Raw genomic sequence first — 15924 nt, 5'->3', positions numbered from 1 at the left:
CGAGTAACAACACTCACGCAGTGCCATGCGGTTGCGTAGCCTCCGCGCTGGAGGTGGCCTCGCCTGGCCCTGCTTCCGTCGAGACGCCGTTTTCGGCCGACAACGCGTCCACCCTCTGCAACACATCCAGCTTCCGGGCACCCAGACGACGCTTGAGCGCGTCCAGATCGACACGAGCGAGACGCGGTTCGTCGCTTTCGCCCGTGCGTGAACCCGGCGCCGGCAAAACCACTTCGACGTCGAGCCCCGTGCTCAGATAGTGCATATTGACCGACGCTGCCTTCAGGCCACCCGCGGCGAACACGGCGTTGACTTCGGCGACGACCCGCTCCCGGGTCGGCAGATTGACGGGCGGGCGTGCAACCGCGTCGTTCTCCGGGTCGACGTGGATCAGCGCGTCGAGCACGCGGTTGTCGGCCAGCACGCGAAGGCGCGCCGATTCGGCGATGTAGTGCCCTTCCGATACCGAAATCAGCGGATCGACCAGAATGTGCGCATCGACGAGCGCGAAATCGCCCATCTTGCGAGTGCGCATTTCATGCACGTCGCGTACGCCCGGCGTCGCAAGCAGCAGCGCGCGCATGTCGGCGGAGGTGGCTTCGTCGAGCGCACGGTCGGAAAGATCCTGCAGCGCGTCCCAGCCGAACATCCAGCCCATGCGAGCCACCATGAAACCGACAATCGCCGCGGCGATCGGATCGAGCAGGCGCACACCTGCGAGGCTGCCGACAATGCCAAGCGCGACTACCAATGACGAAGCGGCGTCCGAACGCGCGTGCCATGCATTCGCAATTAACATCGCTGAACGCACGCGTTGCGCTTCGCGCAGCATGTAGCGAAACAGGCTTTCCTTGGAAATCAGCACCAGCACCGCGACCGCGAGCGCGCTCATATGCACGGCAGGGATGCTTTGCAAATCGGCGAGACGCATCCCGGCGCGCCACAACATACCGACGCCGACCACAATCAGCAGCGCACCCAAAAACAATGACGCAACCGTTTCATAGCGGCTGTGTCCGTAATTGTGATCCGCGTCCGGCTTGGCGCCGCTATGCCGATTGGCGATTAGCACGACAAAATCGGAAATCAGATCGGCTAACGAATGGATACCGTCGGCGACCAGCGCCTGTGAATGGGCAAACACCCCGATGACGATTTGCAGCGCCATCAGCACCGTATTGAGCGCAATACTGACAAAGGTACTTTTGCGCGCAACGCGATGTTTCTCGACGGACTGAACGGCGGCGGTGGAAGGCATCTCTGAAACGGCGTGCGGGGTTCAATGCCTTCATTCTACCCGGCGCATCTCGATATGCGCTGGACAAACCACAAAAAAACCTTTTAAATCAGACGCTTATCTAAACGAAAAGCATTCGCGTTCCAGTTTCATGGAGCGCGCGTGACAAAGCGTCACCGCAATTCGTAGCGGCAATAAAAAAAACCGCGCCCCCTTGACGGTACGCGGTTTTTTTTGGCAACAGCGGGCGCCATAGGCGCCACTGTTTGACCGTATTACGATTACTTCTGGATCAGAAATTTCTCGCGATCCAGACCTGCGATCCAGCGCGGCGGTTTGCCACGGCCCGACCACGTGCTGCCGCTATCCGGGTCACGATACTTCGGCGCGACGCCTGCACGCGGACGACCGGCTTTAGCGGCCTTGGCACCACGGCCACCACCGAGTTCAGTCAGCGAAATGCCGTAATCGGCCATTTTCTGCTTGATCTCATTCAACACTTCTGCATATTCACGCGACTTTGCTTCTTCGATCTGCTTTTCGAGCTTCTCGCGCTGTGCGAGTAGTTCCTTGTAGGAAGACATAGGTTCCCTTGTGGTTTGGATAAATGACTGCCAGTCTTAAGCCAGCTTGCCCTTTGAAGTGATCATGCCTCGGAATTTGATGGCGAGATTAACACAAAATAGAAAAACCGCAAAAGCGCCGCCGTAAAATTAATCCCTATTCGTTTCAAAAAATTTCACATCGTCGCGATGTTACGCGAACCCTTTCAAATAGCTAATTTCGCATTCCGCTGAAAAGTCGCGCGGCACTTCGGTCATTATTGGATTAACTATCAAGAGATGAAATTTAAGATAAGAAAGTTGTTCCAACATTTCATGCCATGAAAGCTTCAACATGAAACGTCAGAACATATTCGAACGCACGCTCCGCCTTGTTATTGCGGCATGAGTGTTTTCCCGAAACAGCAATCAAAACTTAATTTACGTGGCGCTGGATGCAATCTTCGAGCGCCGCATGCAAGGTTTCGGCATTGCGCTTCGCATCGTCGAACACAAAACGGGTACGGACACCGTCCCGCTTCAGATCGGCACCATACCGATCGACGCCGATCAGCAGAAGCCCCGTGGCACCCGAGCAATGATCGGCGAAGTGCTCGATCAGCGCGTTTTCTTCATCGAAGCCGAGTGGTGGCAGCGGATCGAGTTCGGCGCCGTCGAGCCAGCCCATCGCGCCGAAGCCGCCGATATAACGAAGCCGTTCGAGCTTCATCGCCCAGAACGTGAAATCGCCGAGAACCAGGTACCGTTCGGCATCCGGGTGATAGCGCAGATAGCGCTGTACGACTTCGGGGGTCGACTCGACCGGTTCGAACGTGCCGAGCAAGGTGACGCGCTGCCCGCTCAGCACGTCGCCGTCGGGGGCGTCGACGACCAGAAAACCGGCGCGCGGGTCGGCGTGCAGGTTGTGCGTATGCTCGGCGAGCCGGCTCACCAGGATCGTCGGACGATGCTGCGGGTCCGGCGCGAACGGCAACACCGAAGGATAAGGAAAGCCTTCCGGCTGACGCGCGTGAGTCGCGAGCGTGCCGGTTGCGGCCATATGAAGCAGATGCAGCGGAGCATGGGCGGGAATGTTCAAGTGCGCGTTCCTCGAAGGCTGAGCGTTGGATCGATCCGCTTCAAGCATAAGACAGCGCGCTTCGTTAGAATCGGAATTTCGCTTTCAACGCGCTTTCTCGCGCGTTCCCCCTCCACGAGATTTCCGTGTCCGACCGCTCCTCCGAATTCGCCGCCCTCCCTGCAGCTCATCGCGATCTCTCCGGCACCGCACGGCAGCGCGCCCGTATCGCCACGATGGCGGTGTTCTTCATCGCCGGCATGATGTACGCGTCGTGGGGGGTGCATGTGCCGACTGTGCGCGACCGCTTCCATCTGAACGCGGCGATGCTCTCGTTCGCGTTGCTGGCTGTGGCCGGCGGTTCGATCGGCGCAATGGCGGCGAATGCTTCATGGATTGCGCGGGTCGGCACGCGCCGCGCCTGCCTGACCGGCGGCCTGGTGATGTCGGCGTGCGCGGCGCTGATCCTGATCGTGCCGGCTTACTGGATGTTGCTGATCGTGCTGGCCGCCTTCGGCGCGGGCATGGCCACGCTCGACGTCGCGATGAACGCGGAAGCCAGCGCTGTCGAGAAAACGCTCGGCAAGCCGATCATGTCGTCGCTACATGGCATGTTCAGCGTCGGCGGGATGTTCGGCGCGGCGGTCGGCGGCGTCTTGTTGGCGCGTGGCATGGCGCCGGCGGTACACCTCGCGCTGGCCGCGGCAATCAGTGCCCTGGTGCTGATTGCCGCGTGCCCTTCCGTCCTGCCGCACGTGCCGCACGCCGACCATCCCGACGCCGCCACGCCACGCGCCAACCGCTGGCGCTCGCCGGCCTTGTGGGCACTCGGCGTCATAGCGCTGGTCGCGTTGATCGCCGAAGGGGCTATGTACGACTGGGCCACCGTCTACATGCGCGACGTCGTGCTGTCCACGCCGGCCCTCGCGAGCGCGGCCTACGCGGCGTTTTCGGGCGGCATGGCAGCGGCCCGTTTCGCCGGCGACGCCGTGCGCGCCCGCTTCGGCGCACCGCAACTGGTGATGGCGAGCGCGTCGCTTGCCTGCGCGGGGATGGTCGGCGCGCTACTGTTGCCGAATCCGGTCGCTGCCCTCATCGGCTTCACGCTGATGGGTCTCGGACTCGCGAACATGATGCCCGTGCTGTTCGCGGCGGCGGCGAGCGTCAAAGGCATTCACGCGGCCGAAGGACTCGCGCATGTTGCCGGGCTGGCGTACTTCGGGCTGCTGCTCGGGCCGGTGATCATCGGTGCGGTGACGCAGGCGACCAGCTTGCCGATCGGGTTGTCCGTGGTGGCCGTGTGCTCGGCGCTGATCGCGATCGCGGGTCCGAAGGTGCTGCGGCGTTTGAAGATCTGACGCGGACGCGCGCTCCTTCTGCATTGGCGCGCGTCGGGCCATATGAAGACCGGCGTTCTTACGTTACGTTACGCGAGCCCCGCACGCTGATGTGTTCCCCGCCACATCGGCGGCCCCAACATCTTCACCGCCTAGTGCACATGCTCATAACCCATTGATTTATATTACCTTTCCCGTCTCGCCGAGCCTGCAAGCGCGAATGGCATAGGCCTTGCGGTTAGCTCCCCGGCAATTTTCAAATTACGGGGGAGCAGAGCATGAATCACCATTTCAAACTGTCGGCGATCGCCATGTGCGTGACGTCGATGATCTTACTGACCGGATGCGGAAGCACGTTGGTCAAACCGGGCACGTCAAGCGCCTTGGGAAGTGATGCCGGCAGCGGTTCGGGTTCCGGCTCGGGTTCCGGCTCGGGTTCGGGTTCGGGAAGCGGCTCTGGCGGCGGGACGCCAACGCCTACTCCGACACCTACGCCTACGCCCACGCCAACACCGACGCCTACGCCCACACCTACTCCGACGCCGACGCCGACGCCAACTCCCACCCCCACGCCAAGCAGCGCCAATCCGATCGGCGTCGTCGTCCAGAACACCAGCAACGTGCTTACCGCAGCCGGCCAAACCGTCTCCTCGATCGGCAGCCAGATCGGCCTCACGCCGATCCCCGGCGCGAACCCTGCCACCACGACCGCGCTGGGCAACGTCGTCTCGAATCTCGGCGCAGGCGTGGGCGTGCTCGGCACAGGTGCCGCAAACGGCCTCGGCCAGCTCGGCAATTCCGCGGATCCGCTCAGTACGACGCTGGCGAGCGGCGGCGGCCTGGTATATGACGCAGGTCAGGCCGTCAACAGCGCCGGCCAGCTTGTCACGAGTCTCGGCAGCGGTCCCACGGCACCGCTCAGTCCGCTGACCACGCCGCTCGGCAGCACGGTCTCGACGCTCGGTACTGCAGTCAGCGGCCTTGGCACGCAACTGACCTCGCAACTGACGAACAGTCCAGTCCAGCAAGTGACGCAAACCGTCGGCACCGCGATCACGCCGATCACCGCCACACTCGCACAAACGACCCAAACCGTCGGCGACACGACCGGACTCGGCGCTCCCCTGAACGGTTTGCTGTCGACCATCGGTCACGGCCTCGACACCGCGGGCACCCAGGTCAGCAACGCGACCAACAACCCGATCGGCCAGAACCTGGGCAATGTCGTGACCAAGCTCGGCGACACCGTCACGTCCGCCGGCGGCCTGCTGACCGCGGGCGGCACGAGCAGCGGCAACCCGCTCGGCGGCCTCACGGGCATCCTGAATCCGGGTAGCGGCGACGGTAGTACCGGCAACCCGCTGGCGCCCTTGACCAGCATTCTCACCGCGTTGCCCGGCACCCTGAGCAGCGGCCTGACCGGCGGCAGCGGTTCGGGCAGCCCGCTTGCGCCCATTACCGGCGTCCTCAGCACGGTGACGGGTAGTCTCGGTGGCATTGGCGGCAGCGCAGGCAGCAGCCCGCTTGCCCCTCTGACCAGCGTCCTCAATACGGTGACCGGCAGTCTCGGTGGCATCGGCGGTGGCTCAGGCAGCAGCGGCAATCCGCTGGCACCGCTGACCGGGGTGCTGAATTCGGTCACCGGCGCATTGAGCGGCGCGGCCGGCAGCAGTAGCAATCCGCTGGCGCCGGTGACGTCGGCAGTGTCGTCGCTGACAGGCGCGCTCGGGTCGGCTGCGGGCTCGGGCGGCACTAGCGGCACGGGCGGCACCAGCAACCCGCTTGCGCCGATCACCGGCTTGCTGGGCACCGTCACCGGCGCATTGACCGGTTCGGGGAGCTCGACGGGCACCACCACCACGGGCGGCGGCTTGCTCGGCGGTCTGGGCGGTCTGACGACGAAGAAGTAACGAATACGAAAAACGACAGCAAATAAAGACGCGAAAAAACAAGCGTCAAAGGGGGGCGGCGAGCCGGGTCAACCGGCTCGCCGTTTTTTTGTCACAGTTCGTGATACGTCACGTAGTCGCGCGAGAAGTCGTTGCGCTCGAGAAAATTGGTGAACGTCATCGTCACCGATGCATCGAGTCCTTCCACGTAATGCCACCAGCCGATCGGCAGAAACAGCAATTCACCCGGCCCGAGCGTGCATTCGATCAAATGCGCATTGCGCATCGACGGGAAACGCTCGTAGTCGATCGCACTGCCGTCCACCTCGGAATAACAATGCAGCATGTTCGCCATATGCGGCGTATCGGACAACGGAACCAGTTTGATCTGTTTGCGGCCGATCACCTGCGCCATGAAGTTATTGGTCAGATCATGGTGAAACGGCGTCTTCGTTCCCGCCGGTCCCATCCAGAAAAAACCCGTATCAGGCGACCCGGCATCGAGATACTCGCGGATAGTCGGCGCGTCCGGCCATAACGCGGCAAGAGCCGTGCGATTGTGCGAGCTGTTATTCGCGGTCATGTAGAAATCGTTAGTCGGACCGCTACGCTCGACGAGATCGACATAATCGGCAAAGCGCATCGTGCGCTTGAGCTTCGGCTGATTGATTTCATAATTCGCATCCGACTCTCGCCCGAACTGCACTTCGACTTCGCAATCTCCGCACCGCTCGCGAAAGTAGTCGAAACTCCACTGCGTGCGCGCCGGCCAGAAATCGAAAGCGCCGGTGATGATGACCGGCCGGTTCTGAAAGTAGTACTGCTCAAAGAACTCGTCACGCAATAGCTGCTCGCGCCGTTCGATCACACCGCTTCCGGCGCGCATGCGATTGAGCGCGCCGTACACCGACAAGATCCATTCGCGCTTGCGCAAACGATTGCGCAAGCGCACTGCCCCCTCAAAGTAAGGACTCGCGAGCGCGATCTCGATTTCGCGCGCGGCGTCGGCAGGGTCGAAACCATGTCCAATCAGCGCACCGTGCACGGCGGGCGGCGGTGCGTCGAGCAGCAGATTCTCGGCAATCCAGCGGCGCCAGCCGTTGTCGATCGAACGCATCACAGTGGTCACGGCATTCTCCCAAACGATGTTCTCAAACCCGCCAGCCTCTCGTGCAACCGCCCAAAAGAAAAGGCACGCGAGCCATGCGGCGCGCGTGCCTTTTAACTGCTTGCTCGAAGACAAACAAAGCTGTCTTCGATCATGCGGCTCTTACATCTTCACTACGTCGAGCAGCGTCTTCTTGCCTGACTTGTAGTTGTACAGCGAGATCACGCCGTGTTGAAGGTCGCCCTTCGAGTCGAACGTGGTTTCGCCGATCACACCCTTGTAGTCGGTCGCCGGCATCTGTGCCAGGATCTTCGCCGGATCGGTCGAGTTCGCACGCTTCATAGCGTCGACGATGATGTACACAGCGTCATACGTGAACGGAGCGTAGATCTGGATCGGCTGACCGAAACGCTTCTGATACTTGGCGAGGAACGCTGCGCCGCCAGCCATCTTCTCGAGCGCCATACCGGCTTCCGAGCAGACGATGTTGTCGGTTGCGTCGCCAGCCAGGTCCGACAGCTTGTCGGTACACACGCCGTCGCCTGCCAGCACCTTCGCGCGCAGGCCGAGCTGCTTGGCTTGCTTGGCGAACGGGCCGCCGGTTGCGTCCATACCGCCGTACATGATCGCGTCCGGGTTTTCGCCCTTGATCTTCGTCAGAATCGCGCGGAAGTCGACAGCCTTGTCGTTCGTCGCGTCATGCGACATCACGTTAAGGCCCAGCGACTTGGCGGTCTTTTCGAATTCGTTGGCGAGACCCTGGCCGTAAGCGGTCGAGTCGTCGACGATCGCGACGCTCTTCACTTTCAGGCCCTTGGCTGCGTAGTTAGCCAGTGCCGGACCTTGTTGCGCATCGGTCGCCACGACGCGGTACGTCGTCTTGAAACCTTGTTGCGTGTAGGCCGGGTTCGTTGCCGACGGCGAGATCTGCACGACGCCAGCGTCGCTATAGATCTTCGAAGCCGGGATCGAGGTGCCCGAGTTCAAGTGGCCGACCACTGCGACGACCTTATCGTCAACCAGCTTCTGCGCAACTTGCGTAGCCGTACGCGGGTCAGCTGCGTCGTCTTGTGCGTCGAGTTGCAGCGTGATTTTCTGGCCGCCGATCGTCAGGCCCTTGGCGTTGATTTCTTCAACAGCCAGACGTGCGCCGTTTTCGTTGTCTTTACCCAGGTGAGCGATACCGCCGGTCAACGGTGCAACGTGGCCGATCTTGACGACCTCGTCCGCCACCGCGCCCGTTGCCAACGACGCAAACAACATGGCCGCAGCGCTGATCGGCAACAGCTTTTGAATCTTGATGTTCATGTAAGTCTCCAGTTTCGGTCCCAAAAACAACGTAATCGCCCTGTGCCCCCGCTTCCCTACACGTGTCGCTCAGTCCCGTGGACGACCACGCCGGTTGCATCGTTCATGCACTTGGCCAGCACGTTCACCAGACTGTTTGTGGCAGACGGCAAACCGTACTTGCGCGCAAGTGTAGGCCATCAAATTAAATTGTGGGACTTTTTTGAGGAAGTGGGATGAACACTAATAGCGTTTATCCAACAGGAGCCGATTCCGGCTGGAAAGAGAGGCTGGAAAGCACCAGCCCATGCGGGTTTCCGCTAGGTAAGCCTTTCGTCTAACAGCACGGCCTAAAGCTTTTAGCACGCTAAACCGTTAATGGTTCGAATAGACTTTATGTTTAAAAACAAGGCGCGCCGCCGGTTGCGGCGAGGCGCGCCTGAGCCATCCTGAATCAACGTTTGAGCGCGCCGATCCGTGCTGCCGCAGCATGCCATTCCTGCTCGAGTTGCCCGACCAGTTCGGCAGCGCCGAGACCTTCCCGGCGCTTGCGGCCAAGCGGCGCGCCCTGTCCTGACCATAGAGACAGATAGTCGCTGTTTTCCGCGCGGCTCGCGGTTTGTCGTAGTTCCTGCGTCAAGGCGTTTTGCACCGGATAAGGCGCAACCTTGTTCATCGACTCGCTCAAGCGCAGCATCAACGGATTGCGTATGCCGCGCGCATGACGGCCGGTGATCGCGCGGGTCACTGAGGTCGACGTATCGGACGTTGAACGCACTCGGGTTTTCCATGCCTGCGGTATCGCACTCTCCAGACAAGTGAGGAACGCCGTGCCCATTACCGCGGCTTGCGCGCCGAGCGCGAGCGCGGCGACGATGCCGCGTCCGTCCATGATGCCGCCGGCGGCCAGCACCGGCAGGCCAGTCGCATCGACGAGTTGCGGCACGAGTGCCATCGTGCCGACCAGCGCGTCCTCGAATGCACCGATGAAGGTGCCGCGATGCGCGCCCGCCTCCGCCCCTTGCGCGACGATCGCGTCAGCCCCCGCGTCGCGCCAGGCGACACCCTCGGCAACATGCGTCGCGGTGCCTATTACATATAGTCCGTTTTCATGCAGTCGGGCGACGTCGGCAGCTGAGAGCAATCCGAATGTGAAACTCACCACCGGCACGCGCAATTCAATCAGCGTTTCCAGTTGCGCGCGGAAATCCGGCGCATAGCGTTCGAGCGGCTGGCCCGATGGCAAACCGAGATCCGTGCGCAATGGATCGATGGCTTCGAGCGCGCGGCGCATGGTGGCTTCGTCCGGCGCGGCCGGCTCCAGTACAAACAGATTCACGCCGAAGGGCCGATCCGTCAGCGCGCGAATCGCCGCGACTTCGCTCGCGATCTTCTCGGGCGACAGTGCCGCCGCCGCGAGGAAGCCGAGACCGCCGGCATTCGATACCGCCGCCACCATCGCCGGCGTCGTCGCGCCGCCCGCCATCGGCGCCTGCACCACCGGTACCCGTAATTCGAAACGCGCCGCAAACGGCGTCACAAAACTGCCTTCATTCATGATCGATTCCTCTCCGGCAAAGCGCTCGCAGCATCGACGAGCCAGGACTTTGGACTCTACCGAGCCATGCGCGCGCGGAGAAATGAATTATCGAGAATGTTTCATTCGCCTTACGAGATCATCGCCGTGCTGCGGACGTCGCCAGGCCGCGCGGCCTCGCTGCAAGGCGCTTCTTTTGATGGCAAACTGACCGCCCGTCTCAGGCATTCAAGCCTCAGGCATTCATTCAGACCGCCCCGCGCACCGACGCACGAGTAAATGGAGAGCACCATGAGCACGACTTCCCGCTGGATCGACATTCCCGCCGGCAATGACAGTTTCGGCGGCTATCTGGCGTTGCCCAAAAGCGGCAAGGGACCGGCCGTCATCATCATTCAGGAAATCTTCGGCGTGAACAGCCACATCCGCTCGGTCGCGGATCAGTACGCGCAAGACGGCTACGTCGCGCTCGCCCCGGACGTGTTCTGGCGCGTGCAGCCGCGCGTCGAATTGACGTATGGCGGAGCGGACCGCGAGAAAGGCATCGAGTTGATGCAAAAGACCAATGTCGACCAGGCGGTGGCCGATATCGGCGCAGCCGCCGCGGCGCTGCGCGCAATGCCGGAAGTGACCGGCAAGGTTGCGGCAATCGGCTTCTGCTTCGGCGGTCAGCTCGCGTATCTGGCTGCCGCGCAAGGTTCGCTCGACGGCGCGGTTGCATACTACGGCGGCGGCATCCAGAACAAGCTCGATCAGGCCGCGAAGATCAAAGTGCCGATGCAATTCCACTACGGCGAACTCGACGCGCATATCCCGCTCTCGGCTGTCGGCCAGATTCAGGAGCGCTTCGCCGGTCGTGCCGATGCGGAATTCAACATTTATCCGAATGCCGATCACGGCTTCAACTGCTCGGATCGCGCGTCGTACAACCAGCCCGCCGCAGCGCTCGCGCATGGCCGCACGCTGACCTTCCTCGGCGAACGGCTGGCATAACACGCGATAGATAGCGAGGGGCCCTCCGCCGTGCAATCAGACTATCTCGCCCATGACGCCATCGGCCTCGCCGAACTGGTTCGAAGTCGCGAAGTCAGCGCGCGGGAATTGCTGGACATCGCGATCTCCCGCACCGAGGCCGTCAATCCCGCGATCAATGCGATCGTCCTGAAGGACTACGACGCCGCGCGTCAGCGTGCCTCGCGTGACGATGCAAACCGGGCGAACGGCGCGAACCATACGGATAGCGGAAGCACGCAAGCCGCACTCGCAGGCGTGCCCTATCTGATCAAGGATCTGGGCGCGCCGGTTGCCGGGCTGCGCATGGCGATGGGCAGCCGTCACTATCGGCACTTCATTCCTACCGAAGACGCACCGGTCGTCGCGCTCGCGAAAGCGGCCGGTCTTAACATCTTCGCCAAGACCAGCACCTCCGAACTCGGTCAGATGCCTTATACGGAGCCCGAATTGTTCGGCGCGTGCCGCAATCCGTGGAATCTCGACCACACGCCTGGCGGTTCGAGCGGCGGTGCGGCCGCGGCGGTCGCCGCGGGCATCGTGCCGCTCGCGCATGCATCGGACGGCGGCGGCTCGATCCGCATTCCCGCTTCGTGTTGCGGACTGTTCGGCCTCAAGCCTTCCCGCGGACGCGTGCCGCGTGCGACACCGGCCGCGGTCGGCGAGCTCGGCGTCGATCACGCGGTATCGCGCAGCGTGCGCGACAGTGCATTGCTGCTCGATCTGCTGGCGGGCAACGCGGACCGACCACTCGGCGCACAGGGCACGTTCCTTGGCGCCAGCCGCGAACCATGCAAACCGCTGAACATTGCCTACGTCACCGATTCGATGCTGGCGCCCTCGCTCTCCGCCGACGCGCGCGCCGCGCTGGAAGACGCCGCGCAACTCGCCGGTTCGCTCGGCCACAACATCGAACCGGTGTCGCTTGGAATCGATTTCGCGGCGGTCCGCCATGCGTTCCTGATGCTCTGGTCCGTGACCGCCGAAGAGATGGTGCTGCACGCCGATCGCATCACCGGCCGCAAACCGCTGCGCGACGAATTCGAAATCTCGACGTGGGCAATGGCGCATGTCGGCCGCAAACTCGGCGAGCGCGGGCTGCCCAGCGCGCTCGAAGAACAGCGTCGTATCACTGAACGTCTCACCGATTTGCTGAACCGCTACGACGTGATCCTGTGCGCGACGCTCGCCGGCGCGCCGATCAAGATCGGCGAAATGCACCCCACCTCCGCGGAGCGCATGCAGATGCACGCCGTCACGACGATGCCGCTCGAAGCCCTCATGAAGAAGCTGCTGACCGAAGCGTCGAACAAGGCGTTCGCGTGGGCCGGATGCACGGAGTTGTTCAATCTGAGCGGACAACCGGCAATGTCGGTGCCGCTCTACTGGAACGCTCGCGGGCTGCCGATCGGCGTGCAGTTCGCCACGCGCGACGGCGGTGAGGCAACGCTGTTGCGGCTGGCCGCGCAACTCGAAGCGGCGCGGCCGTGGTTCGACAAACGGCCACCGCTGATACAGGCGCGCAGCTAGACGGCGCGCGTGTCTGGAGCGTAAAGAACGCCCTGGCGGTTTTCAGGCAGCAAAAAGGCGTCTGTCGCGCAGAGCGGCAGACGCCTCGATGAGCGGACCTCAGTGCGGCGCCGCGATGTTGCGTCGCATTTGCCGCGACACTGAATGTGTATGCGGCGAAAGCGCGATCAGGCCTTCTTGTTATATGCGCTGCACCAACCCGTGCGCGCGACCTGCTTGCCCGCGAACATCGGGCAGCCCGCGTAGGGGTCGGTCGGCTTGCCCTGGTAGAAGCTGCAGTTGCCGCAATCCTGGCCCGCTGCGTACTTCGCGAACTTGGCCTTGTCGACCTTGGTCGCGTCGGCCTTGTAGCCGAGCGCTTGTGCGGTCGGATCGGTCTCGGCAACCTTCGGTGCGTCGGCAAAAGCCTGGCGCGACAGAGCGAACGTGGATGCCACACCAATGCTGGTGATCAAAAACGTACGACGGGAAGATTTCATGGGGACTCACTCCATTTATATTGAACTGATCGCCGTTCTGATGACAGCGGTCCCCAAGGATAGCAATGAAGCCGTCGCGCGTGACGGTCCAAATGATAGAGATAAGCGAATTGGTACTACCTCGCGCGCTTGTTACGCGCACGGAATGCCCGCCGAACGCATGACGTGAGCCGCAGGGCGAGCCGCCGGGCAAGAACGCGACGGGTGCGACAATCAAGCGCGGCCACTCAGTTCGCAGACACGCTGCGCGATCGCGAGCGAGGCCGTCAATCCCGGTGACTCGATACCGAACAGATTGACGAGCCCGCGCACGCCGTGCGCGGCCGGACCCTGAATCACGAAGTCGGCGGCCGGCTCGCCCGGGCCGGAAAGCTTCGGACGAATGCCTGCATAAGCGGGCTGCAAGGCGCCGTCGGGCAGCGCGGGCCAGTACGCGCGAATCGCCGCGTAGAAGGACTCCGCACGATGCGGATCGACGTCGTAATTGATCGCATCGACCCATTCGACGTCCGGACCGAAACGCGCCTGGCCGCCGAGATCGATTGTCAGATGCACGCCGAGGCCGGCCTCGTTCGGCATCGGATAGATCAGGCGGCTGAACGGTGCGCGCCCCGAGATGCTGAAGTAGTTGCCGCGCGCGAGATAGAGCGGCGGCACGTGCCGCGCGTCGAGGCCGCGAATCGTGCGCGCCAGCGCATTCGCATACAAACCGGCGCTGTTGATTACGCAGGCTGCACTGATCGTGGTCGGCGCGCTGCCGCCCACCTTGATGATGAAGCGGCCGTTGTTCGCTTCGATCGCCTGGACCGGCGCATGGAAGGCACACACCGCACCGTCGCGCTCTGCGTCGCCCTGGATCGCCAGCATCAACTGGTGACTGTCGACGATGCCCGTCTGCGGCGAGAACACGGCCTCCACGCATTCGAGCGCGGGCTCGAGTGCTTGCGCCTGGTCGCCATCGATCCGCATCAGGTCGAGCACACCGTTATCACGTCCCTTCGCCATGATGCTTTCGAGCTGGGGAATCTGATTGCGCGAGGTGGCGACCAGCAGTTTGCCGCAGCGCGAATGCGGCACGTTGCGCTCGACGCAGTAGTCATAGAGCATCTCACGGCCGCGCACACACAGCGCCGCTTTCAGCGAGCCGCGCGGATAGTAGATCCCCGCGTGAATCACTTCGCTATTGCGCGAACTGGTGCCCACACCAATCGCTTCGGCCGCTTCCAGCACGATCACCTCGCGCCCGCGCGCCGCCAATGCCCGCGCCACGGCAAGACCGACGACGCCAGCGCCGATCACCACACATTCGATTTGATCCATGTCCCTTGACGCGGCCAACCTCGCCGCGCGCTGCCTCGTTCACCCGATAATCATGAAGACAGGGTGCGGCTATCGAGGACCGCACACCGCTCGCTGTCGAACGCATCTGGCCTTACGCAACCGCATTACAAAATTGTACGACGCTGCACAGACACAAATGCCCGCAGGCGAACGACTGCGGGCATTCGGTCTCGAGCAGGGCTTAAACCTATGGGCCGGACAAGATCAGTGTACGCCGCCGACGCTTGCCACGCTCGATTCTTCATGCCGGCGATGGCGTCGCCCCACGTCCTCCAGCCGTTGCCAGCCATCGCGCCCACGTCGCCGCCGACATCTGTATGGCGCGAGACGGACGCACGGAAACCGGCTCGGATTTCGAAATTCACAACAATTGCTACGACATTCATCCTGTTTTAAGCGTGAAACGCCTGTTCGATGTCGGAACAAGCCGCCCGAAGGCGGTTTTCCTGCAAAAACAGGGCAAAAACACTCAAAAACCGATCGGTTTCCGCCGATTTCCGTAATCCAGCCTGATGTCGCCGGCTTCAATTTCATCCCGCCCGTCGATGCGCGCCGCGCCGAAGCCATTCAGAATCGCGCGCCGCATTTCACGCGGCGAAGCCGGCTTCAGCGCATCGAGAGCGGCATCGCCGAGCGTTTCGGGGAAGCGCAGACCCCAGTTATGCGCCGAGCGAATCTCGTCGTAGATCGATTGAGCGATACGGCGTGCACCGGCATGATCCGGCGGCGGAATTTCATACACGTTCATCCGGTTCAGAATCGGCTCCGGGATCGAGCGCTCGTCGTTCGCGGTCGCGATCCAGATCACGTGGCCGGCATTGATCGGAATCTCGGCGAATTCGTCGATGAAGGTCTGCGCCGTGTCATGCTCGAGCAACGCGTAAAGCGCGCCGAGCGGATCGTATTGCGAGTCGCCGGTGGCCTTGTCGATTTCGTCGACGGCAATCACGGGGTTCGCATAGCTGCCGTTCACGAGCGCGTCGAACACCTTGCCCGGCTTCGCGTTCTTCCACTGCGACGACGCGCCCGACAGAATCCACCCCGCCGTCAGCGAGCTCATTGCCACGTATTGATAGGCGGTGCCGAGCAGGCGCGCCAACTGTTTGGCAAAGTGCGTCTTGCCGATGCCCGGGTCGCCGAGCAGCAGAATCGGCATCAGTTCGAGCCGGTCTTCGGTCTCGAGACACAAGGCGACCTGCTTGCGGATGTCGTCCAGCGGCGCTGAAAAGTTGGGCAGCGCGTCGATCAGATCGTCGATCGACGGCATCCGGTTCGGCTTGACGCAGAAGCGCAGATTGCCGGTTTTCAGCATCTTTTCGTAAGTGGCTCGCAGCGCCTCGTTCGCGCCTTCGCCGAGTTCGTTCAGCGCGGTCTCGACCTGATCGAGGTCGTACACCCGACTGAAAGATGCCACGGCGATTTCCTGTTTGATCATTGCTGTTGTCATCGCACACCCCGTCTGGCTGGCCTTGCTGCTGCGGCGCTTCGCGTGCGCCGTTTCAAGTCCAGTGTAACGAGGACATATTCGGGTGCAAGCCAGCAGTCATG

The 15924-nt window shown here is 62.4% G+C and carries 14 protein-coding genes; 5 read left to right on the top strand and 9 right to left on the bottom strand.

What is annotated here, in order from left to right:
• Positions 1-13 precede the first annotated feature (13 nt).
• From DSC91_RS26810 to DSC91_RS26800, 3 genes are all read right to left on the bottom strand, one after another.
• Complete coding sequence (locus DSC91_RS26810) at positions 14-1258, bottom strand: cation diffusion facilitator family transporter (protein WP_115781619.1); 1245 nt, start codon at positions 1256-1258, stop codon at positions 14-16.
• A 260-nt stretch (positions 1259-1518) separates the two neighbouring features.
• Positions 1519-1821, bottom strand: coding sequence for an H-NS histone family protein (locus DSC91_RS26805; RefSeq protein WP_054037926.1), 303 nt, complete (start codon positions 1819-1821; stop codon positions 1519-1521).
• A 394-nt stretch (positions 1822-2215) separates the two neighbouring features.
• On the bottom strand, positions 2216-2878 hold the full coding sequence (locus DSC91_RS26800) for a HugZ family pyridoxamine 5'-phosphate oxidase (protein ID WP_115783526.1): 663 nt from the start codon (positions 2876-2878) through the stop codon (positions 2216-2218).
• Positions 2879-3003: 125 nt separating this feature from the next.
• On the opposite strand from DSC91_RS26800, the gene DSC91_RS26795 reads away from it, so the two are divergent.
• Both DSC91_RS26795 and DSC91_RS26790 read left to right on the top strand, forming a co-directional pair.
• The gene (locus tag DSC91_RS26795; RefSeq protein ID WP_115781618.1) at positions 3004-4215 is read left to right on the top strand and encodes an MFS transporter; all 1212 of its coding nucleotides are present in this window, start codon (positions 3004-3006) and stop codon (positions 4213-4215) included.
• Positions 4216-4472: 257 nt separating this feature from the next.
• Positions 4473-6104 carry a collagen-like triple helix repeat-containing protein gene (locus tag DSC91_RS26790; protein WP_115781617.1) on the top strand — a complete coding sequence of 544 codons (1632 nt, stop codon included), beginning with the start codon at positions 4473-4475 and terminating at the stop codon, positions 6102-6104.
• Positions 6105-6195: 91 nt separating this feature from the next.
• On the opposite strand, the gene DSC91_RS26785 is transcribed toward DSC91_RS26790, so the two are convergent.
• The 3 genes from DSC91_RS26785 to DSC91_RS26775 form a co-directional block, all read right to left on the bottom strand.
• Entirely contained in the window at positions 6196-7200 is a 1005-nt protein-coding gene (locus DSC91_RS26785) for a cupin-like domain-containing protein (protein WP_115781616.1), read from the bottom strand.
• 153 nt (positions 7201-7353) lie between these two features.
• Complete coding sequence (locus tag DSC91_RS26780) at positions 7354-8499, bottom strand: branched-chain amino acid ABC transporter substrate-binding protein (RefSeq protein ID WP_115781615.1); 1146 nt, start codon at positions 8497-8499, stop codon at positions 7354-7356.
• Positions 8500-8932: 433 nt separating this feature from the next.
• Positions 8933-10036 (bottom strand): NAD(P)H-dependent flavin oxidoreductase, encoded by a 1104-nt coding sequence (locus DSC91_RS26775; RefSeq protein WP_115781614.1) that lies wholly within the window; start codon positions 10034-10036, stop codon positions 8933-8935.
• Positions 10037-10306: 270 nt separating this feature from the next.
• Between DSC91_RS26775 and DSC91_RS26770 the strand changes: the two genes are divergently transcribed.
• Positions 10307-11008: a dienelactone hydrolase family protein gene (locus tag DSC91_RS26770; RefSeq protein WP_115781613.1), complete on the top strand. Its 702-nt coding sequence runs from the start codon at positions 10307-10309 to the stop codon at positions 11006-11008.
• A 30-nt stretch (positions 11009-11038) separates the two neighbouring features.
• On the top strand, positions 11039-12556 hold the full coding sequence (locus DSC91_RS26765) for an amidase (protein ID WP_115781612.1): 1518 nt from the start codon (positions 11039-11041) through the stop codon (positions 12554-12556).
• 167 nt (positions 12557-12723) lie between these two features.
• Here the strand turns inward: DSC91_RS26765 and DSC91_RS26760 are convergent, their stop codons facing one another.
• A complete protein-coding gene (locus tag DSC91_RS26760) occupies positions 12724-13035 on the bottom strand; it encodes a high-potential iron-sulfur protein (RefSeq protein WP_115781611.1) in 312 nt (103 codons plus the stop codon).
• Positions 13036-13248: 213 nt separating this feature from the next.
• Positions 13249-14355 carry an NAD(P)/FAD-dependent oxidoreductase gene (locus tag DSC91_RS26755; RefSeq protein WP_115781610.1) on the bottom strand — a complete coding sequence of 369 codons (1107 nt, stop codon included), beginning with the start codon at positions 14353-14355 and terminating at the stop codon, positions 13249-13251.
• A 245-nt stretch (positions 14356-14600) separates the two neighbouring features.
• Between DSC91_RS26755 and DSC91_RS37660 the strand changes: the two genes are divergently transcribed.
• On the top strand, positions 14601-14879 hold the full coding sequence (locus DSC91_RS37660) for a hypothetical protein (RefSeq protein ID WP_162831472.1): 279 nt from the start codon (positions 14601-14603) through the stop codon (positions 14877-14879).
• Here the strand turns inward: DSC91_RS37660 and DSC91_RS26750 are convergent.
• Positions 14846-15823, bottom strand: coding sequence for an AAA family ATPase (locus DSC91_RS26750; RefSeq protein WP_115781609.1), 978 nt, complete (start codon positions 15821-15823; stop codon positions 14846-14848). The genes DSC91_RS37660 and DSC91_RS26750 overlap by 34 nt on opposite strands.
• Positions 15824-15924 lie beyond the last annotated feature (101 nt).

It is taken from the genome of Paraburkholderia caffeinilytica (assembly GCF_003368325.1).
Lineage (GTDB): Bacteria > Pseudomonadota > Gammaproteobacteria > Burkholderiales > Burkholderiaceae > Paraburkholderia > Paraburkholderia caffeinilytica.
The sequence above is the reverse complement of the archived record's forward strand: the minus strand, read 5'-3'. Positions and strand labels throughout refer to the sequence as shown.

What these genes read in the sequence shown, in the direction of transcription:
- DSC91_RS26810 (WP_115781619.1), bottom strand. Translation starts at nt 1,258, where the DNA reads ATGCCTTCCACCGCCGCCGTTCAGTCCGTCGAGAAACATCGCGTTGCG.
- DSC91_RS26805 (WP_054037926.1), bottom strand. Translation starts at nt 1,821, where the DNA reads ATGTCTTCCTACAAGGAACTACTCGCACAGCGCGAGAAGCTCGAAAAG.
- DSC91_RS26790 (WP_115781617.1), top strand. Translation starts at nt 4,473, where the DNA reads ATGAATCACCATTTCAAACTGTCGGCGATCGCCATGTGCGTGACGTCG.
- DSC91_RS26785 (WP_115781616.1), bottom strand. Translation starts at nt 7,200, where the DNA reads ATGCGTTCGATCGACAACGGCTGGCGCCGCTGGATTGCCGAGAATCTG.
- DSC91_RS26780 (WP_115781615.1), bottom strand. Translation starts at nt 8,499, where the DNA reads ATGAACATCAAGATTCAAAAGCTGTTGCCGATCAGCGCTGCGGCCATG.
- DSC91_RS26775 (WP_115781614.1), bottom strand. Translation starts at nt 10,036, where the DNA reads ATGAATGAAGGCAGTTTTGTGACGCCGTTTGCGGCGCGTTTCGAATTA.
- DSC91_RS26770 (WP_115781613.1), top strand. Translation starts at nt 10,307, where the DNA reads ATGAGCACGACTTCCCGCTGGATCGACATTCCCGCCGGCAATGACAGT.
- DSC91_RS26760 (WP_115781611.1), bottom strand. Translation starts at nt 13,035, where the DNA reads ATGAAATCTTCCCGTCGTACGTTTTTGATCACCAGCATTGGTGTGGCA.
- DSC91_RS26755 (WP_115781610.1), bottom strand. Translation starts at nt 14,355, where the DNA reads ATGGATCAAATCGAATGTGTGGTGATCGGCGCTGGCGTCGTCGGTCTT.
- DSC91_RS26750 (WP_115781609.1), bottom strand. Translation starts at nt 15,823, where the DNA reads ATGACAACAGCAATGATCAAACAGGAAATCGCCGTGGCATCTTTCAGT.